General features: G+C 70.9%; 21 protein-coding genes, 1 tRNA gene and 2 pseudogenes. 16 read left to right on the top strand and 8 right to left on the bottom strand.

Annotated features, from left to right (window positions below; genetic code table 11):
• Nucleotides 1-57: 57 nt before the first annotated feature.
• A complete protein-coding gene (locus tag ACZ5DS_RS27400) occupies nucleotides 58-696 on the bottom strand; it encodes an ATP-binding protein (RefSeq protein ID WP_468243379.1) in 639 nt (212 codons plus the stop codon).
• Nucleotides 697-869: 173 nt separating this feature from the next.
• Entirely contained in the window at nucleotides 870-1,697 is an 828-nt protein-coding gene (locus ACZ5DS_RS27395; protein WP_468243377.1) for a glycerophosphodiester phosphodiesterase, read from the bottom strand.
• Between the two features lie 335 nt (nucleotides 1,698-2,032).
• On the opposite strand from ACZ5DS_RS27395, the gene ACZ5DS_RS27390 reads away from it, so the two are divergent.
• Nucleotides 2,033-3,550, top strand: a complete 1,518-nt coding sequence (locus ACZ5DS_RS27390; RefSeq protein WP_468243375.1) for a S1C family serine protease — start codon at nucleotides 2,033-2,035, stop codon at nucleotides 3,548-3,550.
• A 72-nt stretch (nucleotides 3,551-3,622) separates the two neighbouring features.
• A tRNA-Ser gene (locus ACZ5DS_RS27385) sits at nucleotides 3,623-3,710 on the top strand.
• A 149-nt stretch (nucleotides 3,711-3,859) separates the two neighbouring features.
• Here ACZ5DS_RS27385 and ACZ5DS_RS27380 read toward each other — a convergent pair.
• Nucleotides 3,860-4,207 carry a hypothetical protein gene (locus tag ACZ5DS_RS27380; protein WP_468243372.1) on the bottom strand — a complete coding sequence of 116 codons (348 nt, stop codon included), beginning with the start codon at nucleotides 4,205-4,207 and terminating at the stop codon, nucleotides 3,860-3,862.
• Between the two features lie 39 nt (nucleotides 4,208-4,246).
• Nucleotides 4,247-4,561, bottom strand: a pseudogene (locus ACZ5DS_RS27375) (UTRA domain-containing protein); the annotation flags it as partial.
• Nucleotides 4,562-5,157: 596 nt separating this feature from the next.
• Between ACZ5DS_RS27375 and ACZ5DS_RS27370 the strand changes: the two are divergent.
• The 5 genes and pseudogenes from ACZ5DS_RS27370 (at nucleotide 5,158) to ACZ5DS_RS27350 (ending at nucleotide 9,558) form a co-directional block, all read left to right on the top strand.
• Nucleotides 5,158-5,424, top strand: a complete 267-nt coding sequence (locus ACZ5DS_RS27370; RefSeq protein ID WP_468243370.1) for a DUF6959 family protein — start codon at nucleotides 5,158-5,160, stop codon at nucleotides 5,422-5,424.
• A 324-nt stretch (nucleotides 5,425-5,748) separates the two neighbouring features.
• Nucleotides 5,749-5,910 carry a hypothetical protein gene (locus ACZ5DS_RS27365; protein ID WP_468243368.1) on the top strand — a complete coding sequence of 54 codons (162 nt, stop codon included), beginning with the start codon at nucleotides 5,749-5,751 and terminating at the stop codon, nucleotides 5,908-5,910.
• Nucleotides 5,911-6,271: 361 nt separating this feature from the next.
• The gene (locus ACZ5DS_RS27360; RefSeq protein WP_468243366.1) at nucleotides 6,272-8,056 is read left to right on the top strand and encodes a GmrSD restriction endonuclease domain-containing protein; all 1,785 of its coding nucleotides are present in this window, start codon (nucleotides 6,272-6,274) and stop codon (nucleotides 8,054-8,056) included.
• A 205-nt stretch (nucleotides 8,057-8,261) separates the two neighbouring features.
• Nucleotides 8,262-8,567, top strand: a pseudogene (locus ACZ5DS_RS27355) (tyrosine-type recombinase/integrase); the annotation flags it as partial.
• A gap of 322 nt (nucleotides 8,568-8,889) precedes the next feature.
• Nucleotides 8,890-9,558, top strand: coding sequence for a hypothetical protein (locus ACZ5DS_RS27350; RefSeq protein WP_468243364.1), 669 nt, complete (start codon nucleotides 8,890-8,892; stop codon nucleotides 9,556-9,558).
• 36 nt (nucleotides 9,559-9,594) lie between these two features.
• Here ACZ5DS_RS27350 and ACZ5DS_RS27345 read toward each other — a convergent pair whose 3' ends face one another.
• A complete protein-coding gene (locus ACZ5DS_RS27345) occupies nucleotides 9,595-10,461 on the bottom strand; it encodes a bifunctional DNA primase/polymerase (protein WP_468243362.1) in 867 nt (288 codons plus the stop codon).
• Nucleotides 10,462-10,828: 367 nt separating this feature from the next.
• Between ACZ5DS_RS27345 and ACZ5DS_RS27340 the strand changes: the two genes are divergently transcribed.
• The 8 genes from ACZ5DS_RS27340 (at nucleotide 10,829) to ACZ5DS_RS27305 (ending at nucleotide 18,515) form a co-directional block, all read left to right on the top strand.
• Nucleotides 10,829-11,140 (top strand): hypothetical protein, encoded by a 312-nt coding sequence (locus tag ACZ5DS_RS27340; protein ID WP_468243360.1) that lies wholly within the window; start codon nucleotides 10,829-10,831, stop codon nucleotides 11,138-11,140.
• Nucleotides 11,141-11,327: 187 nt separating this feature from the next.
• Entirely contained in the window at nucleotides 11,328-12,479 is a 1,152-nt protein-coding gene (locus tag ACZ5DS_RS27335; RefSeq protein ID WP_468243358.1) for an acyl-CoA dehydrogenase family protein, read from the top strand.
• Between the two features lie 23 nt (nucleotides 12,480-12,502).
• Nucleotides 12,503-13,426, top strand: a complete 924-nt coding sequence (locus ACZ5DS_RS27330; RefSeq protein WP_468243797.1) for a bifunctional MaoC family dehydratase N-terminal/OB-fold nucleic acid binding domain-containing protein — start codon at nucleotides 12,503-12,505, stop codon at nucleotides 13,424-13,426.
• A 1-nt stretch (nucleotide 13,427) separates the two neighbouring features.
• Nucleotides 13,428-14,459: an acyl-CoA dehydrogenase family protein gene (locus tag ACZ5DS_RS27325; RefSeq protein ID WP_468243355.1), complete on the top strand. Its 1,032-nt coding sequence runs from the start codon at nucleotides 13,428-13,430 to the stop codon at nucleotides 14,457-14,459.
• Nucleotides 14,449-14,874, top strand: coding sequence for a MaoC family dehydratase (locus tag ACZ5DS_RS27320; RefSeq protein ID WP_468243353.1), 426 nt, complete (start codon nucleotides 14,449-14,451; stop codon nucleotides 14,872-14,874). Before ACZ5DS_RS27325 ends, ACZ5DS_RS27320 begins: the two co-directional genes overlap by 11 nt.
• On the top strand, nucleotides 14,871-16,037 hold the full coding sequence (locus ACZ5DS_RS27315) for a lipid-transfer protein (RefSeq protein WP_468243351.1): 1,167 nt from the start codon (nucleotides 14,871-14,873) through the stop codon (nucleotides 16,035-16,037). The genes ACZ5DS_RS27320 and ACZ5DS_RS27315 overlap by 4 nt, the downstream gene beginning before the upstream one ends.
• 147 nt (nucleotides 16,038-16,184) lie before the next feature.
• Entirely contained in the window at nucleotides 16,185-16,757 is a 573-nt protein-coding gene (locus tag ACZ5DS_RS27310; protein WP_468243348.1) for a SigE family RNA polymerase sigma factor, read from the top strand.
• Between the two features lie 102 nt (nucleotides 16,758-16,859).
• Complete coding sequence (locus ACZ5DS_RS27305; protein ID WP_468243346.1) at nucleotides 16,860-18,515, top strand: long-chain fatty acid--CoA ligase; 1,656 nt, start codon at nucleotides 16,860-16,862, stop codon at nucleotides 18,513-18,515.
• Nucleotides 18,516-18,622: 107 nt separating this feature from the next.
• Here the strand turns inward: ACZ5DS_RS27305 and ACZ5DS_RS27300 are convergent, their stop codons facing one another.
• Complete coding sequence (locus ACZ5DS_RS27300) at nucleotides 18,623-19,831, bottom strand: MFS transporter (protein ID WP_468243344.1); 1,209 nt, start codon at nucleotides 19,829-19,831, stop codon at nucleotides 18,623-18,625.
• A 148-nt stretch (nucleotides 19,832-19,979) separates the two neighbouring features.
• Between ACZ5DS_RS27300 and ACZ5DS_RS27295 the strand changes: the two genes are divergently transcribed.
• Nucleotides 19,980-20,564 carry a TetR/AcrR family transcriptional regulator gene (locus ACZ5DS_RS27295; RefSeq protein WP_468243341.1) on the top strand — a complete coding sequence of 195 codons (585 nt, stop codon included), beginning with the start codon at nucleotides 19,980-19,982 and terminating at the stop codon, nucleotides 20,562-20,564.
• Between the two features lie 21 nt (nucleotides 20,565-20,585).
• Here the strand turns inward: ACZ5DS_RS27295 and ACZ5DS_RS27290 are convergent, their stop codons facing one another.
• Nucleotides 20,586-25,100 (bottom strand): hybrid sensor histidine kinase/response regulator, encoded by a 4,515-nt coding sequence (locus ACZ5DS_RS27290; protein ID WP_468243338.1) that lies wholly within the window; start codon nucleotides 25,098-25,100, stop codon nucleotides 20,586-20,588.
• 281 nt (nucleotides 25,101-25,381) lie between these two features.
• Nucleotides 25,382-25,864 (bottom strand): SSI family serine proteinase inhibitor, encoded by a 483-nt coding sequence (locus ACZ5DS_RS27285; RefSeq protein ID WP_468243336.1) that lies wholly within the window; start codon nucleotides 25,862-25,864, stop codon nucleotides 25,382-25,384.
• Between the last annotated feature and the right edge of the window lie 143 nt (nucleotides 25,865-26,007).

The raw sequence follows: 26,007 nt of genomic DNA, 5'->3' as shown, positions 1-26,007 counted from the left end.
AGGTCGTCGAATGTGTCCGCCGGGCTCAGCCCAGGTCGTCGAACGCGTCCGCCGGGCTCAGTCCAAGTCGTCGAACGCGTCCGCGAAGTCCAGTTCGGCCAGGGCCGGAACCGCGCCATGGGTGACGCGCGTAGCGAAACCGCCGCGACGGCACCCGGCATCCGGATCATGCACGTCCTCGTTGACCAGGACCCAGACCGTCACCTCGCCCTGTATGTCGTCCCGGACCCCCCAGTCGTCGGCGAGAGCCGTGATGATGTTCAGCCCGCGGCCGCCGTGCGCCGTGACCGACGGGGTGGCCGGGGCCGGGCGGGTCGGGCCGCCGCCGTCCGTCACCTCCACGATGAGCCGCCCGCGCGGATCCACCCGCCAGGCGGCACGCACATCGCCGTCCCCGGCCTGCGCGTTGCCCAGGGGCCGCCCGTGTTTGCAGGCATTGCTCAGTAGTTCGGAAAGAATCAGTACGGCGTCGTCGATGACCGATTCCGATACGCCGCCCCTGCGCAACTGCGCACGCATGCGGTGTCTCGCCTTCCCCACGCCCGCAGGGCCATGGGGTACGGCCATGCTCGACGACGTGGGCACCTCCTGTGCCACCACCAACGCCACCCCCGAGACCTCCTTTGCCCCACGCCACGGTGTGGATGCCCCATTGGCCTGTACCGGAAACCGGCCAATCCTCTTCCGGTGACGCATTCGCAACGACCGCATACGGAGCGAATGCGCCGGAGCACTCCCTGTGACGGGCCTGTCATCGTGTGGCTGGATTTCATCGGTGTGGCCGAGAACGGAGGATGGCCGAGTCCGGCGTCCGGGTCAAGGGTGGCGGACCGGTCCTTACCCGGCTCTTGGGCTCCGCTTCCGTGCGCTCAGCGGCCCAGCTGCCGCAGCACCGCGCGCGGGCGGTTGGTGATGATGGCGTCGATGCCCAGGTCGACGCAGAGGTCCACGTCCTCGGGCTCGTTCACGGTCCAGACGTGGACCTGGTGGCCGGCTCGTTTCAGCCGCTCCACATAGGCCGGGTGGTTGCGCACGATGCGGATCGAGGGGCCCGCGATCCCCACGCCCGCCGGCAGCCGCCCGTCGCGCAGCCGGGGCGAGAGGAACTGGACCAGGTAGACCGTCGGCAGCGTCGGCGCCGCGGCACGCACGCGGTGCAGCGAGCGCGCCGAGAAGCTCATGACCCGTACCGGCGACTCGGCGGCCGAGGGCGGCGAATCCAGCCCGAACCGCTTCAGCAGGTGCAGCAGGCGTTCCTCGACCTGCCCGGCCCAGCGTGTGGGGTGCTTGGTCTCGATGGCCAGTTCCACCCGGCGTCCGGCGTCCGAGACCAGCTCGAGCAGTCGCTCCAGGGTGAGCACGGAGGTCTCCGCCGGGTCCTCCGGCCGGTGCTCCCAGTCGGGCTCCTCGTCGCGCCCGCGCCAGGCGTCGCGCGCCTTCCAGGAGCCGAAGTCCAGCGCGGCGAGGTCGGCCAGCTCCAGGGCGGAGACGGCCCCGCGGCCGTTGGAGGTGCGGTTCACCCGCCGGTCGTGGACGCAGACCAGGTGGCCGTCGGCGGTCAGTCGTACGTCACACTCGAGGGCGTCCGCCCCGTCCTCGATCGCCTTCTTGTAAGCGGCCAGGGTGTGCTCGGGTGCGTCCTCCGAGGCGCCCCGGTGGGCGACGACCTGGATGGGATGCTGTGGTGCGTGGGTCACCGCGTCATGGTGCCACCGACACGGGGTACAGGGGGCGCGAGGGTGCGTCCGTGCGGCGAACGGGGTCATCCACCCTGCCCGTTTATGTACCTTTTGAAATAAAGATCCTATATAAAGAATGGCCCCGGACCCACAGCCACCGCTTATGGTGCTCTGACGGCCCGTGGGAAAAGCTGACTGCATACAAACAGGAACACAGAACCATGCCAGCTGCATCGCGCCGGGCCCACGCTTCACGGGCGACCAACCTGCACGCCGCGACAAGCGCGAACGAGCATGACCGAGTGTGACCGAGTGCGACCTAGAACAACTGCCGTGGATCGAGGAGAAGAGCTGTGAGCACCGAGAACGAGGGCAACGCGGTACCCCCGGCCCCGTCCGCACCTCCCGTGCCGGTGGCCTCTCCCCCTGCTTCCCCGGAGGGCTCCGCCCCGGACGGAGGCGCACCGACGACCCCGCTCCCGCCGGTTCCCCAGGCTGCCCCCGGCACCCCGGAGCAGGACCCGGCACCCGCTGCGCAGGCCCCCGAGAGTGCGCACGCCTCCGGCCCCGCCCCTGACGCCCACCAGCCGTACGGCGCCCCCGCCGCCCCCGAGGCTCACACGCCCTACGGCGGCCCGGCCCCCGACGGCTCCTGGCCGCCCCCGCCCCCTGCCACGCCCTCCTACGGCGACGGCGGCTCCGGTGGCGCCGTCTGGGGTGCCTCGTACCAGCAGCCCGCCCCCAAGCCCCGCAGCGGGCGCGGCGGCCTGGTCGCGGCGGTCCTGGTGGCCGCGCTCGTCGCGGGCGGCCTGGGTGGCGGCCTCGGCTACACCCTGGCCAAGGACAACGACAGCAACGGCTCGACCACCGTCTCCGCCTCCGACGGCAGCGCCGCGCAGGTCAAGCGCGCCCCCGGCACGATCGCCAACGTGGCGTCCAAGTCGCTGCCCAGCACGGTCACCATCGAGGCGGAGAGCAACAGCGGCGAGGGCGGCACGGGCACCGGGTTCGTCTTCGACAAACAGGGCCACATCGTCACCAACAACCACGTGGTCGCCGAGGCCGTCGACGGCGGCAAGCTGACCGCGACCTTCCCGAACGGCAAGAAGTACGACGCAGAGGTCGTCGGCCACGCCCAGGGGTACGACGTCGCCGTCATCAAGCTCAAGAACGCCCCCTCCGACCTCAAGCCACTCGCCCTCGGCGACTCCGACAAGGTGGCCGTCGGCGACGAGACCATCGCCATCGGCGCCCCCTTCGGCCTGTCCAACACGGTCACCACGGGCATCATCAGCGCCAAGAACCGCCCGGTGGCCTCCAGCGACGGCAGCTCCTCCAGCAAGGCGTCGTACATGAGCGCCCTGCAGACCGACGCCTCGATCAACCCCGGCAACTCGGGCGGCCCGCTGCTGGACGCCTCCGGGGCGGTCATCGGCATCAACTCGGCGATCCAGTCCAGCAGCAACGGCGGATTCGGCTCCGGCCAGTCCGGTTCGATCGGCCTCGGCTTCGCGATCCCGATCAACCAGGCCAAGTACGTCGCCCAGCAGCTGATCAAGACCGGCAAGCCGGTGTACGCCAAGATCGGCGCGTCCGTCTCCCTGGAGGAGTCCACGGGCGGCGCGAAGATCACCGAGCAGGGCGCGGGCGGCGCCGCCGCGGTCGAGTCGGGCGGCCCGGCCGACAAGGCCGGCCTCAAGCCCGGCGACGTCATCACCAAGCTCGACGACAACGTGATCGACAGTGGCCCGACCCTGATCGGCGAGATCTGGACCCACAAGCCCGGCGACCAGGTCAAGATCACCTACACGCGCAACGGCCAGGAGCACACGGTGAACCTCACCCTGGCCTCCAGGACGGGCGACAGCTGACAGCCCACGCCCCACGACCCGCTCCGCTCCCGGTACGCTGTACCCCGCCTCGCCCCCGGCGGGCGGAGGCGAGGTGGGTTGCCCGAGCGGCCTAAGGGAACGGTCTTGAAAACCGTCGTGGCGCGAGTCACCGTGGGTTCAAATCCCACACCCACCGCCAGGTGAAACGGCCCCTGACCAGTACGTATGGTCGGGGGCCGTTGCCATGTCCGTCGCCCGTCCGGCACCACTGTTCCCCTTGGTTTCCCGCTCTATCGGGCACGGAAGGGGCACGCGGGGGGCATGGCGGTAAGCGCTGGCACCTGCACCTCAGTCGCCCGCGAACCATACGTGGCTGCCCGGGGTGGCGGCGCACTGTTCCAGTACCGCTGCGAGATTATCCAGTGCCGCGCGTTGTCGATCGTCCGCGCACTGCTCTCTCAGGCCGGGCAACTCGCTGAGGGCTGCCGCGGCTTCCTGCTCGTTCATCACCGTGTCCCCGTAGAGATCGACGGCGGTAAGCCGACCGCGGACGCCGAGATGGAGAAGCGAGCCAAGTGCATCGGCCAACGCGTCCGCGTGGCCGTAGCACCCTCGCAGGAATGTCCGGCGCGCCTTCTTCCAGTCACGCGCCGGCCGAGCCGAGTGCAGTTCCACATCGATCCCCACGCACGTCATGATGCGTGCTGCGGGCGAGTTCCGTGTGGGGGTGACCGATCAGCGATTGATCGGGATCTCGTAGACGATCTCGCACAGCGCGGCCGGCACCACGACGTCCGCCGTTTCGACCGGCCGTCCGTGGTCGCTGTAGTAGGTCCGCCGGATGTGCGTAACCAGCGCGGCCTTCTGGATGCCCAGGAGCGATGCTTCCTCGGCCGTGGCGGTACGCGGCTCGGGCTGCTCGACGGCGTGGCTGACGGTGATTCCGATCTCGGCCATCCGGTTCACCACACCTGCGCCTGCAAACGGTCCGCCTTCCGGCAGGACGACGAGAGTGCCGCCGGTGAGGTCATACGGATAGGTCTCGGTCGCTCATGCACACCCCCTGGGCGGCAGGGTAGAGGTGCAAGGTGAACAGGTACCACTTCGCAGGGCGAGGACCGGACGCCACGGCACTTGGGACCACCGCCTTCTTCCCCCGTGGCTCCCCGCCGGGTCTGGCACGGCTGTGGCATGGGGAAATTCTGATCCGTAGCTCCACAGAGATCGGTCAGTGGAGGCCATACAGGCTGCCGGGAGGCCTGCGAAGGCTGGTGCTGGGCGCTGCCGGTTGCTGTACTTCGCTGCTGTACCGCAACTCCCCTGCGGCCAGGCCGTTGTCAGTGCCCCTTGCTAGCTTTCCTGTGGAGTGAGACCGGTCAGAGAACCTTCGAGGTCCGCGGTCAAGGGGGGTGGGCACAAAGGTCTCCGGGAGCCACCACGGGGCTATGTTGCAGGCCTCAGACCCCACCCCTCTCATCACCTGGCCAACATGCTTTCCAAGTCTGTTGATGCTGCACGGCGCCGTGTACGAGGCTGTTCACCTGCGTTCGCGCGAGGTCGGCAGCTCAGCCCGTAGCGGCTCTGGGCCTGTTCTGAACTGCCCGCGAACCGAGCTGAATGAGACGGAAACTGAGACGGGGGCTCCGATGGAACGAGTAGAGGCCGAGCTGTTCACCGACGGCGGGAACGACGCCGTGATGCGCCTCCCGGGCCGCAAGGTTCATGGTGTCCTGATCCAAGGGGACACCCTCAACCTCCTCCAGGGGGACGTGGCCGAGCTCGTCGAGCTGTGTGCCACTCGCGACCTGGAGGAGGCCCGGCATGTGGCGAGCCTCCTCCACACCGACCTGGGGGCGAAGCTCCAGCGCTACACCGAAGCACTCAAAGCCCACGGGATCCCCCAGCCCTTCTGATCCGTAGCTCTGTAGAGATCGAGCATTGACGGTCATACAGGTCGCGTTTCAGCCTCAGGGGGACGCTACGGGGGTGGGGCCGGTTGCTGTGGTTGCTGTATCCGGCTGCTGTACAGAGCAGGATCCCGGTTGGGGGGGGACAGCATGGAGCGGGAATAACTCGAACGACTCCTGGTGGGCAACGACGAGGCGTCCGTGGCCGCTCTGACCGCGCTCCGCTGCGGCGGTTCCCACGTGGTCTGTGACGGGACTACGTCTGCTGAGTCTCACGCCCTTGTCTATGGACGTCGACTGCGGCACACGCGCCGCCGGGGCATCGAGACCATGAAACTGGCACGCATCGTGGAACTGCTCGGCCGGCATCAGCGGCCGGTTCGCCTGGGGCAGATCAGGGCTGCCGATGACTCCTGGACGTTCATGTTGTTCCTCACCGAAGGCGGCAGCAGGCTGATCGCCTGCACCGGCGTTCGGCGAACCCACGCCTGAACCCCAGCCAACGGGCAGTCAGCCACGATGGCGGGGGCTGTCGACCGATCAGGCGCGCGTGTGTCTCGCTAAACCCCGCTGGCCTCAGCCACGCTTCTCTATGGCGTCCGCTAGAGCAAGCTACGACGGCGGAACCACGGGAGCGAGACATGAGGCAACGACCCTTTCGTCCCGAAGCAACTGGAGTGGGGACTCTGCCTTCAGCTGGTGTGCCCCTCACCTGCGCTGACGGCCGCATCCACCAGTGCGGGCTTGATCGGGGTCAGCAGGCAGTACGCAGGCACGCACCGCCGCAATTTCACCTAGCCCAGTTCTGTGATGCACGGGACCAACCCCAATCACGTCGACTACGGTGATACGCATGCAGAGTTCAGAGCTATCCGTCCAAGGGCAGAACCTCCACCAGCTCTACAATCAGTACTACAGGAATAAACTCCTTGTCGACCGTCGTTATCAGCGAAAGCTCGTCTGGACGCGCGACGAAAAGGAAAAGCTCATCGACTCCGCCGTTAACAAGCTACCGATCCCACTAATCCTCCTCGCTCAGAGAAGGAAGGGAGGGGTGGAAATCCTTGAGCTAATCGATGGACTCCAGCGCCTCGAGGCATTTTTCTCCTTCATGGAGAACAAGTATCCATATAAAGGTGAATACTTCGATTTGGCCACAACGGGCGACACCTTGGCCAAGCTCCACTCGGGAGAGCTTAGTCAAAAAGAACCCGTAATGTCGCGCGAGACATCCTTGGAGATCGCCAACTATCAAATCCCCGTCTCGACTTATCGCGACGCGGCAACCTCGTCGATCGACGAGGTGTTCCGCCGAATCAATAGCGGCGGAAGACGCTTGAGTCTGCACGAGATTCGGCAGGCAGGTGTAATGGGGCCGCTGTCAGACGTAGTGCGACGCACTAGCGCCACCATCCGGGGCGACGGAACATTCGCCGAGACTCTGACCCTCAGCGAGATGGAAAAGCTCTCCATCTCGCGGAAAGATCTCGAATACGGCCTAGATCTCGATCGCATCTTCTGGACGCGACACAACATTATTGGCGCAGACGACATTCGTTCATCCGGTGACGAGGAAATGGTTTTGGACTTGGTTCTCGATGCCGTCCTTACTCCCTGGCCTACGAGCGGGTGGCAGAATCGAGACGTGGCATACGGCTTGCCACGGAAAATCAAGTCAGCTTCCCCGGATGAAGTTAACGCGGCCATCATAGCTGTTGGTGTCGAAAACCTGCAGCAACGCATCGTGGCAGTTATCGAGATGCTGGATGAAGCCATGCGTGACCACGGCCCGCTCGGCCGCCACATGGTCCACCTGGAGACCTACGAGAAGGGCACGCGACGGCAGTTTCAGGCAGTCTTTTCTATCCTCTACGAACTCATCTTTCTCGATGAGATGCAGCCCCTCTCAATGGAGGCTGTTCGCAACGTATTGGATAACTTCTGGGGGCGTGACATTGCCATTCCAACGGGCGGGAGCGCATGGGGCAAGGATGAGAAAGCCAAGCTCTATCCGCAAGTGAAGCGTCGCATCAAGAAGGCTTTCTTCAAGCCCGAACCCAAAAGCATTTCCAAGCAGCTCAATGCGCGCCTGCTGATCGAAAGTTACCTGCAGGGCCCAGTTAACGAGGATCCCCTCGTCGAGCTTAAGCAAGGATTCTGCGTACTCTCTAACCCGCCCACCGAGAATGCGGATCTTTTTGACGAAGTGATGCAGACGGCAGTCGGCATGGCAAACTGGAGCCGCGACGCAACTGGTCTCATTCTGATTGGGGTCGCAGACAAACCATCGGCGGCACATCGCTCGACAGAACTCTTCGGCGTGACTCCGGTCGAAATTCACGGGCAGCACGTAGTGGGTACCGAAGAGCAGATCGCTCACTTGGGTCACGACATCGACTCCTGGTGGCTCAAATGGCAGGCAAAGATTAAGTCCGCCCCCGTGGACTCTGATTTCTCGGCCGACCTTGTGCACAGCTTTAGCCCGCTCGTCTGTGACGGAAAAGTCCTTTGGATTATGAAACCTCGATCACTCGGCAAGCCCATTTCGTACAAAAACAGGTTCTTTGTGAGGGTTGGTGCATCAACCCACGAAATGGAAACTGACGAGTTCCTCTCTCATATCTCGCGCAACTTCTGACTTAAAGCAAGCGCTCATTTCCCCGTCTGACTGAGGGTCGATTAATGGTTCTCAGCAGCCCTGCTGTACGCCGAGGGCACCCGCAGGGACGTGCCGGCCGACCTTGACGAAGGTGGTGCGGCGTTCCTCAATGAGCCGACGCGTCCGTCGAGGTGGCGAAAGTCCGATCAGCGGCACGCAGCACGCCATCAGGGCCCGGGTAGCGCGCACGGCGTACTTCGGCCCCGCCGTGGCAGCGGCCGGGCTGACCGACGTCACCCCGCACGATCTCCGCGCCTCGCACGGCACGTGGGTCGCCGACCGGTACGGCGTGATGACCGCCGCGCATCGGCTCGGCCACTCGAACGCGAGTGTCACCACCCGGCACTACGCCCGGCCGGTCGCCGGTCGCGACGACCAGGTGGCGGAGGCGGCGGACTCCTGGCTCAGCGGGCACGATCACGAGCGAGGGGCACGCAGCGGGCACGACGACGATGACGACGGCTCCGCCGGGGTGCTCGTACCCGTCTGACCTGCGGGGGAGCCGGAACCCCAGCCGGCCGCCGAAAGGTCTTGAAAACCGTCGTGGCGCGAGTCACCGTGGGTTCAAATCCCACACCCACCGCGTAGTTGAACGGCCCCGGACCGGCGTACGGTCCGGGGCCGTTGCCGTTCCCAGGGGAGAGACGTTCCGGTTCTGGCCTGTGCACGTCATATGATCCGTGCGCCGTGACGGCATTGTCCCGAGTCCGTGACACAGGCCGTCCCGGTGGTGCGGTGGCGCCGGGAGGGCGCTACGGTCCGGATCCGGATGCGGCCGGTCGGGCCGCTCATGACCAGGGGGGACGTCCCAGATGAATGCCAATCGCCTCAGACCCGTCGTTGTCGCGTGCGCAGCCGTCGCGCTGGCCGCCGTGCTCACGGGGTGCCAGGGAGACGACACCGCCACGGGGGGCGACGGCGCTCCGAGCGCCGGCGCCACGGCCGCTTCGGCGCCGGGCAAGCCGGGCGGCACGGACAAGGGCAAGAGCAAGGGCACAGACACGGGCACAGGCAAGGGCAAGGGTGGGGGCACGGCCGGCGCGGGGGGCGCTGCGTCGACGCCCCCCGCCAAGGTCCCCGCACCGGCCAAGACGCCGGCACCGGCCGCCGACTGTGTCACCAAGGCACCGGACCCGGACCACTACGACCCCGACGAGCTCGCCCTCTACCGCATCGAGGAACTCGACGGCAGCACCGGCAAGGTGAACCTCGTCTTCCAGCACGGCGCCTGGGGATGCCCCGGTAAGGACGGCGACGGCAAGCCGTTCGTCGTCAGCGGCGAGGACAGCCGCTGGGCCATGGACCAGGCCGCGTACGTCACCGCCACCAACCCCATCATCGCCAGCAGCACGAACAAGCGCATCGGCGTGCAGGAGTTGATCGACTGGGTCAAGGCGCACCCCGACTCCGGCCTGGTGTTCAAGTACGAGGTCGGCGGCGACGGTTCCATCGACCGACTCGAGCAGGTCTACACGCCGTAGTCACCCCCCATTCGGTGGTCTTCCGGTGCTCACCTCTCACGGTCGGTGCCCCGTCATCCGGGCCGCCGACGCGATCGTGGCGCGGGCCTCGCGTTCGGACAGGCCGGTGTTGAGGGCTGCCTCGATCAGGGGGAGGAGCAGGGCGGGTCCGATGCCGTTCTCGTAGGCGCGGCAGGCCGCCCAGAACAGGCGGGTGTTGCGCTGGCCCTCGTGTGCGGTCATCACGAACTGGACCAGGCCGCGGCCGTGGTCGCCGGCGGGCGGCGGCGCCGGGTGCGTGGTGCGCGGCGGGGGCAGCAGCAGCCGTAGCAGGGCCGGCGGACAGGCGGCGGGGGCCAGCCGGGCCGTGCCGGGCGCGGTGGCGTACACGCCGTGGTCGGTGCGGGAGCCGGGGCCCACCAGGTAGCCGCCGGCGCCCCGGATGTCGATGCCGGGGGCCAGCCGGCCGGCCGAGTTGGGGACGACCACGTCCGCCGGGCCGGTCAGCCACAGGTGGCGGCCGCCGCTCGGGGTGAGGACGACGACCGTCTCGGGGATCGTGAACAGGTGCCGCAGGGCCAGTTCGCGCAGGGCGGCGGAGGAGTCGGTGCCGGACTTGGTGTCCAGGTCGACGCCGATCAGGTGGTACGGGGGAAGCCCGCAGGCGATGCCGTAGCCGGTGGCCCAGGGCGCGGCGGCGAACAGCTCGCGGATGCGGACCGGGTCGGTCGAGGCGTCGTACACGCCATGGCCGAAGCGGCCGCACTCGCCGTGGCAGGGGGCGGGGGCGGGGTCGTCGCGGTGGGGGGAGCGCAGGGCCGGGAGTTTCGTCCGGGACAGGGGGATGACGGCCAGTCCGCGTTCGGCGGCTGACAGGGCGTGTGCGAGGGCCAGCGTCGTGGCCTGCCGGTCGGTGGTGGCCATGCCTCCATGTTCGTACGTGCGTTCGAAAAAGGAAAGGGGGGTCCGCGGCGACGCGCCGGGGGCGGGGAGGTTGGCCGGAAAAGCGCCGGAACGATTCAGCTCTTGTGGTGCTTGAGGGGTGAAGTTCTGTTTTGTGCTCACTTGTGCCATGAGATGACCAAAGATGACGATGAGGGTTTATCGACTTGTCATCACGCTTGCGTGCGAAACACGGCTTCCAGGGTGGTTCGTGGGGGATTCGGTGGGCAACTCTGGTTGCGCGACGTCGTTCACGACAGCCGAGGCGGTCGGCCAACTGCCTTGGTGCAAGCCGTAGTTCACGTACTTCCGGCCTCAGGGCCGCAGTGCTTGGTTCTGGAGGAACAGCATGGCAAGCATCCGTACCGCCCGCGTTCTCGCCGCCGTCTCAGCTCTTCCGCTCGCAGCCGCCCTCTTCACCGGTGTCGCCGGCGCGGACAACGGCGCCATCGCGGACAACGGATCGAACGCCGGCGTGGCGAGCATCATCGGCAGCGGTGTCGGTCACGACAACAAGGGAAACTCGTCCACCACCCAGCAGAACGCGACCGGCGCCGGCGCCTCGAACCAGAACAACACCGCCCAGGTCAACGGCTCGGCGTTCACGGCCGTCGAACAGGGCAACAAGAACGTCGCCGTCAACTTCACCGAGCTGTGGTGAGTCTCGGCCGAGGCCCCTCTCGCTGAGGGTCCTCATGGGGTGTGCTTAGGGGTCGTAACGCGTCTGCGCGGCGGTACTTCGGTGCCGCCGCGCAGGTGTTTTCGCGTTCCGTGCCGACCTTGACACCCGACAGTATCTGACGGACAGTCAGAAATCGTCATTCGTACGAGGTCGGGAGGCCCCCGCCGTGCACCTCGCCCCCACCGAGCGCCAGCAGCGACTGCGTGCCGAACTCCGTGCCTACTTCCGGACCGTGCTGCCCGAGTCCGGCGAACCCGTCGACGGGCGTGCCCTGTTGCGCCGGATCGGTGCGGACGGCCGGCTGGGACTCGGCTGGCCGGTCGAGTACGGCGGTCAGGGGCGGGGTGCGGACGAGCAGTTCGTGTTCTTCGACGAGGCGTACCGGGCCGGTGCCCCGGTCTCCATGGTCACGCTCAACACGGTCGGCCCCACGCTGATGAAGTACGGCAGCGAGCGCCAGAAGGCCCACTTCCTGCCTCGGATCCTCGCCGGCGAGCTGGTCTTCGCGATCGGCTACACCGAGCCCGGCGCCGGCACCGACCTCGCCTCGCTGCGGACCCGGGCCGTGCGCGAGGGCGACGGCTGGCGGATCGACGGGCAGAAGATCTTCACCTCGGGCGCCCAGCACGCCGACTGGATCTGGCTCGCCTGCCGCACCGACCCGGACGCGCCCCCGCACCGGGGCATCTCCCTCCTCCTGGTCCCCACCGACGCTCCCGGCTTCTCCTGGACGCCGATCGAGACCGTGGGCGGGCAGACGACGACGGCCACGTACTACGACGGTGTCCGCGTCCCCGCCGAGAACCTGGTCGGCGCCGAGAACGAGGGCTGGTCGCTGATCACCAGCCAGCTCAACCACGAGCGGGTCGCCCTCGCCGCCATCGGCATGCAGGCCGAGGACTTCTACGCGGCGGCGCTCGCCGCCGCCCGCACCCCCGATCAGGTGACCGGCAGGCGCCGGATTGACGAGTCGTGGGTGTGTTTTCGACTGGCCGAAGTGCATGCCCGGCTGGCGGCAACGCGCCTGCTCAACTGGCGTTTGGTGGGGGACGTGGGGGCGGGCCGGCTGGCCCCCGGCGAGGCGAGCGGGGTGAAGTTCGCGGGAACGGAATCGACTGTCGCGACGTATCGCATGTGTCAGGAGATCGTCGGCGGGGCGGGACTGGTCCGCTCGGGATCGCCGGGAGCGTTCGAGGGCGGCGAGCTGGAGCGGCTGAACAGGGCGGCGCAGATCAACACGTTCGGGGGCGGGGTGAGCGAGGTGCAGCGGGAGATCGTCGCGACGATGCGGCTCGGGATGACGAGGGGGCGGAGGTGAGCGAGCAGGTGGACGAGGTGGGGATGCGGCTCAAGGAGTACGAGGGGCGGCCCGCCGCCGTCGCCGGGGTGGGCAGGGACCCGGTGAACGCACCGATGATCCGGCACTGGTGCGAGGCGATGGGCGACACCAACCCGGCGTACGAGGGGCCGGACGCCGTGGCCCCGCCCACCATGCTTCAGGCGTGGACGATGGGCGGCCTCTCCGGCCACGAGGGCCGCACGGACGCCTACGACGAACTCCTCGGCCTGCTGGACGAGTCGGGCTGTACGTCCGTGGTGGCCACCGACTGCGAGCAGGAGTATCTACGGCCCCTGCGCCCGGGGGACGAGGTCACGTTCGACGCGGTGATCGAGTCGGTCTCCGACCGCAAGACGACGAAGCTGGGCACGGGGTACTTCGTCACGACCCGCATGGATGTACGGGTGGACGGCGAGCCGGCGGGCACGCACCGCTTCCGCATCCTCAAGTACGCCCCGGCCCGCCGCACACCCCCGGCCAAACGCCCCCGGCGCCCCCGCCCGGTGGTCAACCGGGACAACGCGGGCTTCTGGGAGGGCGTGGCCGAGCACCGGCTGCTGATCCAGCGCTGCACGGGCTGCGGCACCCTGCGCCACCCCTGGCTGCCCGGCTGCAACGCCTGCGGCTGCCTGGACTGGGACACGGCCGAGGCGAGCGGTGCGGGCACGGTCTACTCGTACGTGGTGATGCACCACCCGCCCTTCCCCGCCTTCACGGAATCCGATCACGCCGCTGACGCGGCGGGTCCCTACGCGGTCGGCCTGATCGAACTCGCCGAGGGAGTACGGATGGTGAGCAACGTGGTGGGGGTGCCGTACGACAAGGTCCGCATCGGCCTGCCCGTCCGGGTGGAGTTCCGGTCCTACGAGGACGAGGAGGGCGCACTGGTCCTGCCGGTGTTCCGGGTCGTCGAGGGCGAGGGGTGACATGGACTTCACGCCCACCGAGGCCCAGGCGGAGGCCCGTGACCTGGCCGCGCGGATCTTCGGCGACCTCGCCACCCACGAGCGGCTGAAGGCCGCCGGCAGCGGCAGCGACCCCGAGCTGTTCAAGGCCCTGTGCACGGCGGGCCTGGTCGGCGCCGTGACGGAGCTGGGCCTGCTCGGACTCGTGCTGCTCCTGGAGGAACAGGGGCGTACGACGGCCCAGGTGCCCTATGCGGCGACCTGCGTGTACGGCCTCCAGGCGGTCGGCTCCCACGGCACCCCGGAGCAGCGGGAGCGCCTGCTGCCGGGGATCGAGGACGGCTCGGTGGTGGTCGCCGGGGCGTTTCCGGCGCAGGGGGGTGTACGGGCCTCGGCACGCGGCGAGCTGACCGGGTCCGTCCCCGTCGTGCCCTGGCTCCGGGACGCCACCCACGTCCTGGTCGCCGACACCGACCGCCGGCTCTGGCTGGCCCCGCTCGGCGAGGGCACCGGCAGCACTCCGGTGGAGCTGACGGCCCCCTGGTCCGCGGCCCGTCTCACCCTCGACCGCGCCCCGGCGGAGCCCCTCGGCGGCCCGGGCACCGGCGCCTACGCCGATGTCCTCGCCGGCGCCCGCACCGCCTTCGCCGGGCTCCAGGCCGGGGTGTGCGCCGGATCGCTGGCGCGGGCGGTTGCGCACACGAACACCAGGGAGCAGTTCGGGCGCCCGCTGGCCACCCGGCAGGCCGTCCAACTCCGGGCTGCCGACGCCCACATGGACACCGAGGCGATACGGGTGACGGCGTACGAGGCCGCCTGGCGGCGGGACGCGGGGCTGCCGTACGCCACGCATGCACTGACCGCCGCCTGGTGGGCCTCCGAGGCCGGGCAACGGGTCGTCCACACGGGCCAGCATCTGCACGGCGGGGCGGGAGCCGACCTCGACCATCCGGTGCACCGGCACTTCCTGTGGGGGCGGCAGCTGGACGCCTATCTGGGCGGCGGGGCCGAAGTGCTTCAGGAACTGGGGGAGTTGATCGCGCATGGGGAATGAGAACCGCGCCGGGAGGCTGGTGGCGGGCGCCGAGCTGCCGCCGCTGGAGATCCCGATCACACGCACGCTGATCGTGGCCGGGGCGATCGCCTCCCGGGACTACCAGGACGTGCACCACGACGCGGAGCTGGCCCGGCAGAAGGGCTCACCCGATGTCTTCATGAACATCCTGACCACGAACGGGCTGGTGGGCAGGTACATCACGGACCACTTCGGTCCGGCGGCGGTGCTCCGCAAGGTCGCCATCCGGCTGGGGGCGCCCAACTATCCGGGGGACACGATGGTGCTGACCGGCAGGATCGAGGAGGTCGACGGCGACACGGCGACGGTGCGCGTGGTCGGGGCCAACGCCATAGGCAGGCATGTGACCGGCACGGTGACCGTCACCCTTCCCGGTCGGGAGGCCGCGTCATGAGCGTGCGCACCCGGGACTCCCTCGGCGGCCGGGCGGCGATCGTCGGTATCGGGGCCACCGAGTTCTCCAAGGACTCCGGGCGCAGTGAGCTGCGGCTGGCGGTGGAGGCGGTGGGGGCCGCGCTGGACGACGCGGGGCTCGTCCCTGCCGACGTGGACGGTCTGGTGACGTTCACGATGGACACCAGCCCGGAGATCACGGTGGCCCAGGCCTGCGGGATGGGCGAGCTGTCCTTCTTCTCCCGCGTCCACTACGGCGGCGGGGCGGCCTGCGCGACCGTCCAGCAGGCGGCGCTCGCGGTGGCGACGGGCGTGGCGGAGGTGGTGGTCTGCTACCGGGCCTTCAACGAGCGGTCGGGCCGCAGATTCGGCGCGGGTGTGCAGCAGCGGGAGCCGTCGGCGGAGGGTGTGGCGCTCGGCTGGGCGCTGCCGTTCGGGCTGCTCACCCCGGCCTCCTGGGTGGCGATGGCGGCCCAGCGGTATCTGCACACCTACGGGCTGACCCCGGAGGCGTTCGGGCACGTGGCCGTGGCGGACCGGAAGTGGGCGGCGACGAACCCTGCGGCCTACTTCCACGGCCGTCCCATCACCCTCGACGACCACGCCGGCTCCCGTTGGATCGTGGAGCCGCTCCGGCTGCTGGACTGCTGCCAGGAGACCGACGGCGGGCAGGCCCTGGTGGTGACGTCCCTGGAGCGGGCCCGGGACCTGCCGCAGCCGCCCGCCGTGATCGTGGCGGCCGCGCAGGGCGCCGGCCGGGCGCAGGAGCAGATGACCAGCTTCTACCGGGACGATCTGACGGGCCTGCCGGAGATGGGCGTGGTGGCCCGCCAGCTGTGGCGGACGTCGGGGCTGGGCCCGGCCGACATGGACGTGGGGATCCTGTACGACCACTTCACACCGTTCGTGCTGATGCAGCTGGAGGAGTTCGGGTTCTGCGGGAAGGGGGAGGCGGCGGACTTCGTGGCCGAGGAGCGGCTGCCGCTGAACACCCACGGGGGCCAGCTCGGGGAGGCGTACCTGCACGGGATGAACGGGGTGGCGGAAGCGGTGCGCCAGCTGCGGGGCACGGCGGTGAACCAGATACCGGGGGCGGCCCGGACCCTGGTGACGGCGGGCACGGGGGTGCCGACGTCGGGGCTGGTCCTGGCGGCGGACGGCTGAGTCCTCGGGGGCGAACCCGCAGATGCGCTCACTCCGTAGTCCACCTTCAGGAGGTGGAGGCAACCCCACCCCTACAACCTGAGGGGGACCCGGCTTCGGGACCTGGGGCCGATCCGCCGGTGCAGGGTCCGCTCCTAGCGTGGAGCCATGACCACACCCGTCTGCACCAGCGCCTCGGCCGCCGCCGCACCAGCGCGGCAGACCGACCCGTACCCGTCGTACTCGTACCCGTCGTTCTCGTCGTACGTGAGGGCCCGCCAGCCGGTCCTGCTGCGCACCGCGCGCTCACTGACGGCGAACCCGAGCGACGCCGAGGACCTCCTGCAGACCGCGCTCACCAAGACGTATGTGGCCTGGGAGCGGATCGAGGACCACCGGGCGCTCGACGGCTATGTGCGCCGGGCCCTGCTGAACACGCGGACCTCGCAGTGGCGCAAGCGCAGAGTGGACGAGTTCTCGTGCGACGAGCTGCCCGAGCCGGACCCGGTGCCCGGCGAGGAGGACCCGGCCGAGCGGCAGGCGCTGCACGACGCCATGTGGCGCGCGATCGCCAGACTGCCCGCGCGGCAGCGGGCGATGGTCGTCCTGCGGTACTACGAGGACCTCAGCGAGGCCCAGACGGCCGAGGTGCTCGGGGTCTCGGTGGGCACGGTGAAGTCGGCGGTGTCGCGGGCCCTGGGCAAGCTGCGCGAGGATCCGGAGCTGGGGCTGGTGCGTTAGGGCCCGGTTTCGCCCCTCCCTAGTGACATACCGCGCGGTATGTGAGCAGAATCGGCGCAGCCCTTACTACCGCGCAGGCAACGCCGCCCCGGGAGGACCGCCGTGCTGAGCACCATGCAGGACGTACCGCTGCTGATCTCGAGGATCCTGACCCACGGGTCCACGGTCCATGGCTCATCGCGGGTGACCACCTGGACCGGCGAGGGCGAGCCGCAGCGCCGTACCTACGCCGAGATCGGCGCCCGCGCGGCCCAGCTGGCGCACGCCCTGCGCGACGACCTCGGGGTCGGGAACGACGAGCGGTGCGCGACGCTCGCCTGGAACAACGCCGAGCACGTCGAGGCCTACTTCGCCATCCCCTCCATGGGCGCGGTCCTGCACACCCTCAACCTCCGCCTCCCGGCCGAGCAACTGGTGTGGATCGTCAACCACGCCGCCGACCGCGTGATCATCGTCAACGGTTCACTGCTGCCGCTGCTGGCCCCGCTGCTGCCGCACCTGAAGACGGTCGAGCACGTCGTCGTCACCGGCCCGGGCGACCGCGCCCTGCTCGCCGGTGCCACCGCCCAGGTCCACGAGTACGAGGACCTGATCGCGGGCAAGCCCACCACCTACGACTGGCCCGAGCTGGACGAACGCCAGGCCGCCGCGATGTGCTACACCTCCGGCACCACCGGGGACCCCAAGGGCGTGGTGTACAGCCACCGTTCGATCTACCTGCACTCCATGCAGGTCAACATGGCCCAGTCGATGGGCCTGACCGACCAGGACACCTCGCTGGTCGTGGTCCCCCAGTTCCACGTCAACGCCTGGGGCCTGCCGCACGCCACCTTCATGACCGGCGTCAACCTGCTGATGCCCGACCGCTTCCTGCAGCCCGCCCCGCTCGCCGAGATGATCGAGCGGGAGAAGCCGACGCACGCGGCCGCCGTCCCCACCATCTGGCAGGGCCTGCTCGCCGAACTCACCGCCCGCCCCCGGGACGTGTCCGCCCTCACCCAGGTCACCATCGGCGGCTCGGCCTGTCCGCCCTCGCTGATGGAGGCCTTCGACCGGCTCGGCATGCGGGTCTGTCACGCCTGGGGCATGACGGAGACCTCCCCGCTCGGCACGGTGGCCCGCCCGCCGGCCCACGCGGTCGGCACGGACGAGGAGTTCGCCTACCGCCTCACCCAGGGCCGCTTCCCGGCCGCCGTCGAGGCCCGCCTCACCGGCCCCGGTGGCGAGCGCCTGCCCTGGGACGGCGCGTCGGCGGGCGAGCTGGAGGTGCGCGGCCCGTGGATCGCGGGCGCCTACTACAACGGCCCCGACGCCGAACCGCTGCGCCCCGCCGACAAGTTCAGCGAGGACGGCTGGCTGAAGACCGGCGACGTCGGCACCATCTCCCCCGAGGGCTTCCTCACCCTCACCGACCGTGCCAAGGACGTCATCAAGTCCGGCGGCGAGTGGATCTCCTCGGTCGAGCTGGAGAACGCGCTGATGGCCCACCCGGATGTCGCCGAGGCCGCCGTGGTCGCCGTACCCGACGAGAAGTGGGGCGAGCGCCCGCTGGCCACGGTCGTCCTCCGGGAGGGCGTGAGCACCGACTTCGCGACCCTGCGCACCTTCCTCGCCGAGGAGCGCAAGATCGCCAGGTGGCAGCTCCCCGAGCGCTGGACGGTCCTCGAGTCGGTGCCGAAGACGAGCGTTGGCAAGTTCGACAAGAAGGTGCTGCGCAGGCGGTACGCGGAGGGGGAGCTGGACGTCACCAGCATCTGAAGCGCCGAGGGGTGGGCGGCCGCGCGCCGGTACCGGAAGCACGGCGGTCCCGGCGCCGAACCGCCGTACCGCCGCGGTCGCTTCAGCGCCGCGCCACCGTGGTCGCTTCAGCGCCGTACCGCCGTGGTCGCCCACCCCAGCACCAGCCACACCCCCGCCACCGCGCTGACCCCGCCCCAGCCCCAGTTGCTGAAGGCGAGGCCCGCCAGGATCGAGGCGAGGGCGCCGCCGGTGAAGCCCGCGACGACGTAGGCGGTGTTGGCGGTGGCCGGGGCGGAGGTGGTCGTCAGGGCCAGCGTCTGGTTGGCGACGTGGGAGGCGACCAGGGCGGCGTGGATGGCGACGGCGGCCGCGAACAGCGCGACCAGCACGTGCCCGCCGAGCCAGAACAGCGGCACGGACGCGGCGGCGAGCAGGTAGGCGGAGCGTACGACCTTCGCGGCGCCGAAACGGTCGACCAGGCCGCCCGCGAGCGGGGCCACCGCGGTGGCCGTGAGGCCGAAGAGGCCGAACAGACCGGCGGTCGCGGTGGACAGGCCGTAGGCCGGGCCGGTCAGCAGCAGGGCGAGCGAGGTCCACAGGGCGCTCCAGGCGCCGAACATTCCGGCCTGCCGCAGGCAGGCCCGCCACAGGTCGGGCGAGCGGCGGACGAGTCCGGGCAGGGCGGCGAGGCCCGAGAACAGCGCCCCCTCGCGAGTGCGCCGCTCCGACGGCAGGGCCAGCGCCGTGGCGAGACCGAGGACGAGGGTCAGCGCGCCGGACCCGGCGAACACCCAGCGCCAGCCGAAGGCTCCTCCGGCGAGTCCGCCGGCCACCCGGGCTCCGACGATGCCGGTGAACAGACCGGCGATGACGGCTGCGACATGGCGGGCGCGGCGGTGGGCGGGGGCGCGCTCGGCGACCAGCGGGACGAGCAGCTGGGGGATCACGGTCGCCGCGGCGGCGGCGAAGACGGCGGCCGCGAGGGCGGCGGTCCCGGGCGCGGCCGCACCGAGCCCCAGTGCGGCCGCCGTGGCCAGCGAGAGCAGCGCGACGAGCGGGCGGCGGTTGACGCGGTCGCCGAGCGGGGCGAAGAAGAGCAGGCCGGCCGCGTAGCCGAGCTGTGCGACCGAGGCGATCCAGGTGACGGCCGAGGGGGCGGTGCCGAAGTCGTGGGCGATCAGGGGGAGCAGCGGGGCCGCGAGGTAGATGTTGGCGGCCGTGACGGCGGTGCAGACGGCTATGAGCAGGAGGAAGAGCCGCCCGGAGGCGGCGGGCCGTTCCCGGTCGGGGACCCGGACCCCGGAGGTCTGGCGGGCGGTGGTCGGTGACGGCATGAGCGGAGGCACTCCTTAGAGCCTTGAAGCCAGGGCCTTGAAGCCAACTCTCACAACTAACTGGTTGGTTGGATGCCTCAACAGCGTGCATCTCCGCGGAATTCCCTGTCAACCAAATGGTTGGTTACTTGGCCGGTACGCTGACCGCATGGCAGCAGTCAGGGACCCCGAAGCCACCAAGGCCCGCATCTTCGACGCGGCGGTCGCCGAGTTCGCCCGGCACGGCATCGCGGGCGCCCGCATCGACCGCATCGCGAGCGCGGCCAAGGCCAACAAGCAGCTGATCTACGCCTATTTCGGCAACAAGGCGGAGCTGTTCGCCCGGGTCCTGGAGAAGGCGATGCTCGATCTGGCCGTCGCCGTCCCCGTCGATCCCGATGACATCGAGGGCTGGGTCGACCGCGTGATCGACTATCACGCCACCCATCCCGAGGTCCTCCGCCTGCTGTTCTGGGAGGGCCTGGAGTACGGCGCGAGCGCCGAACTGCCCGACGAGGGCGAGCGCCGGGAGCACTACCGCAAGAAGATCGACGCGCTGCGGGACGGCCAGGAGCGGGGCGTGATCACCGACGCGATCCCGGCCCGCGACCTGCTTTTCCTCCTCATCGCCCTGGCCAACTGGGCCGCCGTCGTCCCCCAGATGCGCCGCATCGTGGTGGGCGCCGAGGACACCGACCGGGACCGCCTGCGCGGCTCGATCAGAGAGGCGGCCCGGCGGCTGGTCGCACGCTGATCTCGGCGCCCGAAGAGCCGGCTAGTTGGTCCCGATCCGCGCGAGCAGGTCCACGATCCGGCTCTGCACCTCGGTGCTGGTGGACCGCTCCGCGAGGAACAGAACCGTCTCGCCCGAGGCCAGCCGCGGCAGGTCGGCCTGGTCGACGGCGGCGGTGTAGACGACGAGCGGGGTGCGGTTGAGCTGCCCGTTCGCGCGCAGCCAGTCGATGATCCCGGTGAACCCGGCCTGTCGCCGGTGCACCTGCATCAGGTCCATCACCACGAGGTTCGGCCGCAGCTGGCCCGCCAGCGTCACCGCGTCGTTGTCGCTCGCGGCCCGCGCCACCTGCATCCCGCGCCGCTCCAGCGTCGCGGTCAGCGCCAGCGCGATCTCCGCGTGCTCCTCGATGAGCAGCACCCGCGGCGGATGCTGCTCGCTGTCGCGCGGCGCCAGCGCCTTCAGCAGTACGGCGGGATCGGCGCCGTACGCCGCCTCCCGCGTCGCCTGTCCGAGCCCGGCCGTGACCAGCACCGGCACCTCCGCGGCCACGGCGGCCTGGCGCAGCGACTGCAGCGCCGTCCGTGTGATCGGCCCGGTCAGCGGGTCCACGAACAGCGCGGCGGGGAAGGCTGCGATCTGCGCGTCGACCTCCTCGCGGGAGTGCACGATGACCGGCCGGTAGCCGCGGTCGCTCAGCGCCTGCTGGGTCGTCACGTCCGGCGCGGGCCACACCAGCAGCCGGCGCGGGTTGTCCAGCGGCTCCGGGGGCAGCTCGTCGTCCAGCGGCACCGGCCGCGGGGTGTCCGCGACCTCCACGGCCCCGCCGGGACCGTCCAGCGGTTCGGGCCCCTCGGCCGCGTTCGCGTCCGGGGCGCCTATGGCGTACGACCGTCCGGCACCCTCGGTGACCGGGGCGAGCCGGGACTGGCCCGCCAGCGAGGGCTGCGCGGGCGGCTGTTCGGCCGGCGGATGCGGCAGGGCCGCCTGCTCCTGCTGCGGTTCGGGGCGCTCGGCCGGGGTGCCCAGCTTGCGCCGGCGGCCGGACGCGCCCGGCCCGTGCGGGGGCGGGGTCGCCGTCGGCTGCTGCACCTGCGCGGCCTGCCGCGAGAACGGCACGCCCTGCCCGAGCGTGCGCACGCTGATCGCCCGGCCCTGCGTGGAGTTCGGGTCGACCGCGGGCCCCGAGGCCTCGGCGGGCAGGGGCTGAGCCGCCCGCGGCGGCTGGGCACCGGTGTGCTCCGGGGTGAGCTGGGTGCCGGGGGCCGGGGTGGCCTGGGCAGCGGCGATGCCCACGCCGGAGGTGTCGTCGGTGCCGGGCCACTGCTGCGGGACGCCGGCCGCGGGGGTGCCGTTCGCCGGGGTCGGCGCGGCCTGCCCCGCCGGCACCTGGCCCGAGGCCCCCTCCACGGGGAGCGGCTGGGCGGGCTGCGGCGCGGCGGGCGTGCCGACGGCCGGGGTGGCCTGTGCGGCCGGGACCGGCATCGCGGGCGGCTGCTGGACCTGGGGGGCCTGCGCGGGTACGGGCTGTCCGGGGGCCACCTGTGCCGGAATCGGCTGTCCCGGCGGTACCGGTACGCCCTGACCGGGGGTGCCCTGCGCGGGCACGGCGGCGTTGGGCACGACAGCAGGCTGACCGGGGGCGGCCTGAGCCGCGACACCGGCCGGAGCGGCGACGCTCGGCAGGCCCGCAGGACCCGCCGCTGTCGGTACGGCAGCCGTCCCCTGGGTCGGAACGCCCTGGGCCGGTGTCGGCTGACCCGCGGCGACCTGGGGGGCTTGCGCGGGGACGGGCTGCCCGGGGGCACCCTGCACCGGAGCCGCCTGTGCCGGAAGCGCCGGCACGGCCTGGGCGGGCGTACCGGACGCACTGGGTGCACCGGGTGCACCGGGAGCACCAGGAGCAGCGGCCGCCTGGGCCGCCTCCGCCGCCTCCCCCGGCTGGGCCACGGCCCGCCGCCGGCGACCGGTCGGTGCGCTGGTGGGGTGCGGCTGCGGCGGGGTGTGGTCCTCGGCCTGGTCGAGCGGTACGGCATCGTGTCGGCCGGTGTCGCCGGGAACCCCCTCGCCGGACCCGGGCACCTGACCGGGCACCCGCACCTGACCGGGGACCTGCGCACCCGCACCCGTCGCCACGGCCGCGGCCACGCCCACACCCGTCGCCGCGTCGGCTGAGTCGGCGGAGTCAGGTGAGCGGTCGGCCTCGGCCGGGGGCAGGGCGAAGACCGTACGGGCCCCCGCCTCCTGAGCCGCAGCCCGCTCCGCGGCGGCGGCCAGTGCACGCCGGCGCCGCCCGGTCGGCTGCTCGCCCTCGGCCGGTACGGGCCGGCCCGTACCGGCCTGGGCCGGAACAGGCTGGACCGACTCCGTGCCGCCCGAGGGCAGCGCGGGCGGCAGGGCGGCCTGCGGCGCGCCGGAGTCACGCCGGGCACGGCGGCCCGTAGGCGCGGGCACGCCCTGCGGCGGCACCGCGGCGCCGAGCCCGTTGCCCGCGGCAGCGGTCCCCGCGGCATGCTCGGCCGCGGTCACCACCGCACCCTCGGCCACGCCCGCATCGGCACCGGCGTCGGTACCGGCTTCGGTCTCGGCGGGGCGTCCGCGCCGCCGTCCGGTCCCGCCGGTCCCGCCGGCCGCGCCCTCCGCGCCCTCGTTCGCTTCCGGCGCCGCCGCCTCGACGGCAGCCGCGGCACGCCTGCGGCGCCGCCCCGTCGGCGTGCGCGCCTCCGCCCCGCCGTCACCGGACTCACCGGTCTCCGCCGGGACCTCGCTCTCCAGGAAGGCGTCCGTGGAGGCCCGCCGGGCCCGCCGCCGCCCACCGCCGGAGCCCAGCTCGGCGGGCATGCCGCCCTCGGCACCTGCGTCCTCGGCGTCCGGAACCCGGGCGGCGACCGCCCCGGCCCCACCGCCGAGCGGCACTTCGAGGACGTACGCGCTGCCGCTCATGCCCGGCACCTCGTGCGTCTGCAGCACTCCGCCGTGGGCCCGCACGATCCCGCGGACCATCGGCTCGTGCACCGGGTCTCCCCCGGGATACGGCCCGCGCACCTCGATCCGCGCGACCTCACCGCGCTGCGCGGCCGCGACGACGACGGTGTTGTCCAGGTAACCGCCTGCGGACACGGGCGTGTTGCCGGTGGCGTCGACGCCCGCCACGTCCGCGACGAGATGCGCGAGCGCGGTGGCGAGCCGCTGCGGGTCGACCTCGGCCTCGATGGGCGGAGCGTGTACGGCGAACTGCACGCGGCCCGGGCCGATCAGTTCGACGGCCCCGTCCACACCGGCGGCGACGACGGCGTCGAGCATCACCTTCGTACGGGTGATGTCCTCCGTGCCCGCGTCCAGCCGCTGGTAGCCGAGGACGTTGTCGATGAGGGTGGTGATGCGCGAGTAGCCGGCCGAGAGGTGGTGCAGCACCTGGTTGGCCTCGGGCCACAACTGTCCGGCGTCGTCCGCGGCCAGGGCGGACAGCTCGCGCCGCAGCTCGTCCAGCGGTCCGCGCAGGGACTGCGCGAGCAGCGTCAGCAGCTGCTCGTGCCGCCCGGAGAGGGCCTCGTACCGGTCCTTCTCCCGCTCGGCGAGCGCGGCGTAGCGCTCCTCGGCGGACGCCACCTCCTCCTGGTGCGTCTCGCGCAGCTCGTCGACCTCGGTGACGTGCTGCTGGCGCAGCGCGGTCAGGTCGGAGGCGTGCTCCTCGGAGAGCCGCTCCAGCTCCTCGGCGTGCGCCTGCTCCAGGGCCGCCTTCTCCTCGGCGAGGGCGTCGTACGGCCGCCGGTCGGTGAAGGTCATGACGGCGCCGACGAGCTGGTCGCCATCGCGCACGGGCGCGGTCGTCAGATCGACCGCCACCTTCTGGTCGCCCTTGGACCACAGCACCTGCCCGCGCACCCGGTGCTTGCGCCCGGAGCGCAGGGTGTCGGCGAGCGGCGACTCCTCGTACGGGAAGGGGGAGCCGTCGGCGCGGGAGTGCAGCACGAGGGTGTGCAGCTCCTTGCCGCCCAGCTCACCGGCCCGGTAACCCAGTATCTGAGCGGCGGCGGGGTTGACGAGCACGATCCGCCCGTCGGTGTCGGTGCCGACGACCCCTTCCGCCGCAGCCCGCAGAATCATCTCGGTCTGCCGCTGCGAGCGGGCCAGCTCGGCCTCGGTGTCCACGGTCCCGGACAGGTCCCGCACGACGATCATGAGCAGCTCGTCGCCGGTGTAGCCGTAACCGTCGTACGCCTGCTGTCCGTTCTCCAGATTCGCGCTCGTGACCTCGACCGGGAACTCGGAGCCGTCGGTGCGCCGCGCGATCATCCGCGCGGGCTTGGTCCGCCCCTGCGGGTCCATGTGATCGGGCCGCCGCATGGAGCCGGGGATGAGCCGGGAGTCGAACTGCGGCAGCAGATCGAGCAGCCCGCGCCCGACGAGCGCGGTGCCGGGCGCCTCGAAGGCCTCCAGGGCGATGGTGTTGGCGTTGACGACGGTTCCGTTGGCGTTGACCAGCACCAACGCGTCGGGCAGCGCGTCGAGTATGGCTGCGAGGCGAGCAGCGCCTCGGGATGGCCTGCTGCTCACGAGACGCTTCCTCCCTGTTACCGCACCTTGCCGACCGCTCGGGCCATCTTGCCAACCGGCCCGCACCGTGTCACGCGAGGGAGTCTAAGGGCACGGGTTGCGCTCGCGACGCCGGTTGAGAGGGAGGTCGCACGAGGAAGTGACGGCGAACATGTGACCGTATGCCCGGCCGGCCCCCCGCCTCCGGCCCTGCTTCCGGCCTCGCCCGGGCCCCGGCTCCGCAAGACCTTCGCGGGACCTTTACGACCCCGTGATTCCGCCGGGAAACAGGCGTGAAGCACCTACGAAGCCGCCCCGACCCTGGGCAGCAGGGGCACCATCCGGTCCCACCGCCCGATCTCGCATCCGTCGCTGCGGTCGTACGAGGCGTCGACCGGGCGTCCGGCCCAGGTGCCGGTGATTTGGGCGGTGGCCGGGCCGCCGTACTGCATGGTGCAGATGCTGTCGGGTTCCACCGGAGCGAAGGTGTCCCGCCCCCAGCGGGTGTTCGAGTCGAGCGCCCGGCAGGCCCCTCCCACGTCCGGGTGACTCCCGGCTCCGGGGTGACAGGACACCTCGTACGTGCCGTCCCGCCCCGCGCCGGCGTGCGCCACGACCACGGTGAGGTGATCACCGGCCCGGTCCTCGGGCCGCACGGGCGGGGGCGTGGCGGGTGCGGCGGGCGCAGCCGCGGCGGCGGGTACGGCGGCGAGGGCGACCAGGGGCGAGACCGAGACGGCGGCGGCGAGCGACGTCACCAGGACGCCCCGCGGGAGCACCGACATGACAGAGACCATGCCCTGCCCAACGCTCGCGCCCCCCGGATGTTGCGCGGGCCCCTCACCTGCCGCCCCGCCGGGCGAAGCCCTTTGCCCTGCGGCCCTTGCTCCTAGTACCGTGGGAGCCGATTGGTGACAGCACGCTCGAC

The sequence above is a fragment of the Streptomyces sp. NPDC031100 genome (assembly GCF_055570785.1).
This window is presented reverse-complemented; position numbering and strand designations above follow the sequence as displayed.

Bases quoted from the DNA above. Each gene is read 5' to 3' on its own strand.
- ACZ5DS_RS27310 (WP_468243348.1), top strand. From the start codon at position 16,185: ATGACCACACCCGTCTGCACCAGCGCCTCGGCCGCCGCCGCACCAGCG.
- ACZ5DS_RS27350 (WP_468243364.1), top strand. From the start codon at position 8,890: ATGAATGCCAATCGCCTCAGACCCGTCGTTGTCGCGTGCGCAGCCGTC.
- ACZ5DS_RS27380 (WP_468243372.1), bottom strand. From the start codon at position 4,207: ATGACGTGCGTGGGGATCGATGTGGAACTGCACTCGGCTCGGCCGGCG.
- ACZ5DS_RS27285 (WP_468243336.1), bottom strand. From the start codon at position 25,864: ATGTCGGTGCTCCCGCGGGGCGTCCTGGTGACGTCGCTCGCCGCCGCC.
- ACZ5DS_RS27365 (WP_468243368.1), top strand. From the start codon at position 5,749: ATGAAACTGGCACGCATCGTGGAACTGCTCGGCCGGCATCAGCGGCCG.
- ACZ5DS_RS27320 (WP_468243353.1), top strand. From the start codon at position 14,449: ATGGGGAATGAGAACCGCGCCGGGAGGCTGGTGGCGGGCGCCGAGCTG.
- ACZ5DS_RS27325 (WP_468243355.1), top strand. From the start codon at position 13,428: ATGGACTTCACGCCCACCGAGGCCCAGGCGGAGGCCCGTGACCTGGCC.
- ACZ5DS_RS27300 (WP_468243344.1), bottom strand. From the start codon at position 19,831: ATGCCGTCACCGACCACCGCCCGCCAGACCTCCGGGGTCCGGGTCCCC.
- ACZ5DS_RS27340 (WP_468243360.1), top strand. From the start codon at position 10,829: ATGGCAAGCATCCGTACCGCCCGCGTTCTCGCCGCCGTCTCAGCTCTT.
- ACZ5DS_RS27330 (WP_468243797.1), top strand. From the start codon at position 12,503: ATGCGGCTCAAGGAGTACGAGGGGCGGCCCGCCGCCGTCGCCGGGGTG.
- ACZ5DS_RS27295 (WP_468243341.1), top strand. From the start codon at position 19,980: ATGGCAGCAGTCAGGGACCCCGAAGCCACCAAGGCCCGCATCTTCGAC.
- ACZ5DS_RS27360 (WP_468243366.1), top strand. From the start codon at position 6,272: ATGCAGAGTTCAGAGCTATCCGTCCAAGGGCAGAACCTCCACCAGCTC.
- ACZ5DS_RS27345 (WP_468243362.1), bottom strand. From the start codon at position 10,461: ATGGCCACCACCGACCGGCAGGCCACGACGCTGGCCCTCGCACACGCC.
- ACZ5DS_RS27370 (WP_468243370.1), top strand. From the start codon at position 5,158: ATGGAACGAGTAGAGGCCGAGCTGTTCACCGACGGCGGGAACGACGCC.
- ACZ5DS_RS27315 (WP_468243351.1), top strand. From the start codon at position 14,871: ATGAGCGTGCGCACCCGGGACTCCCTCGGCGGCCGGGCGGCGATCGTC.
- ACZ5DS_RS27400 (WP_468243379.1), bottom strand. From the start codon at position 696: ATGCGTCACCGGAAGAGGATTGGCCGGTTTCCGGTACAGGCCAATGGG.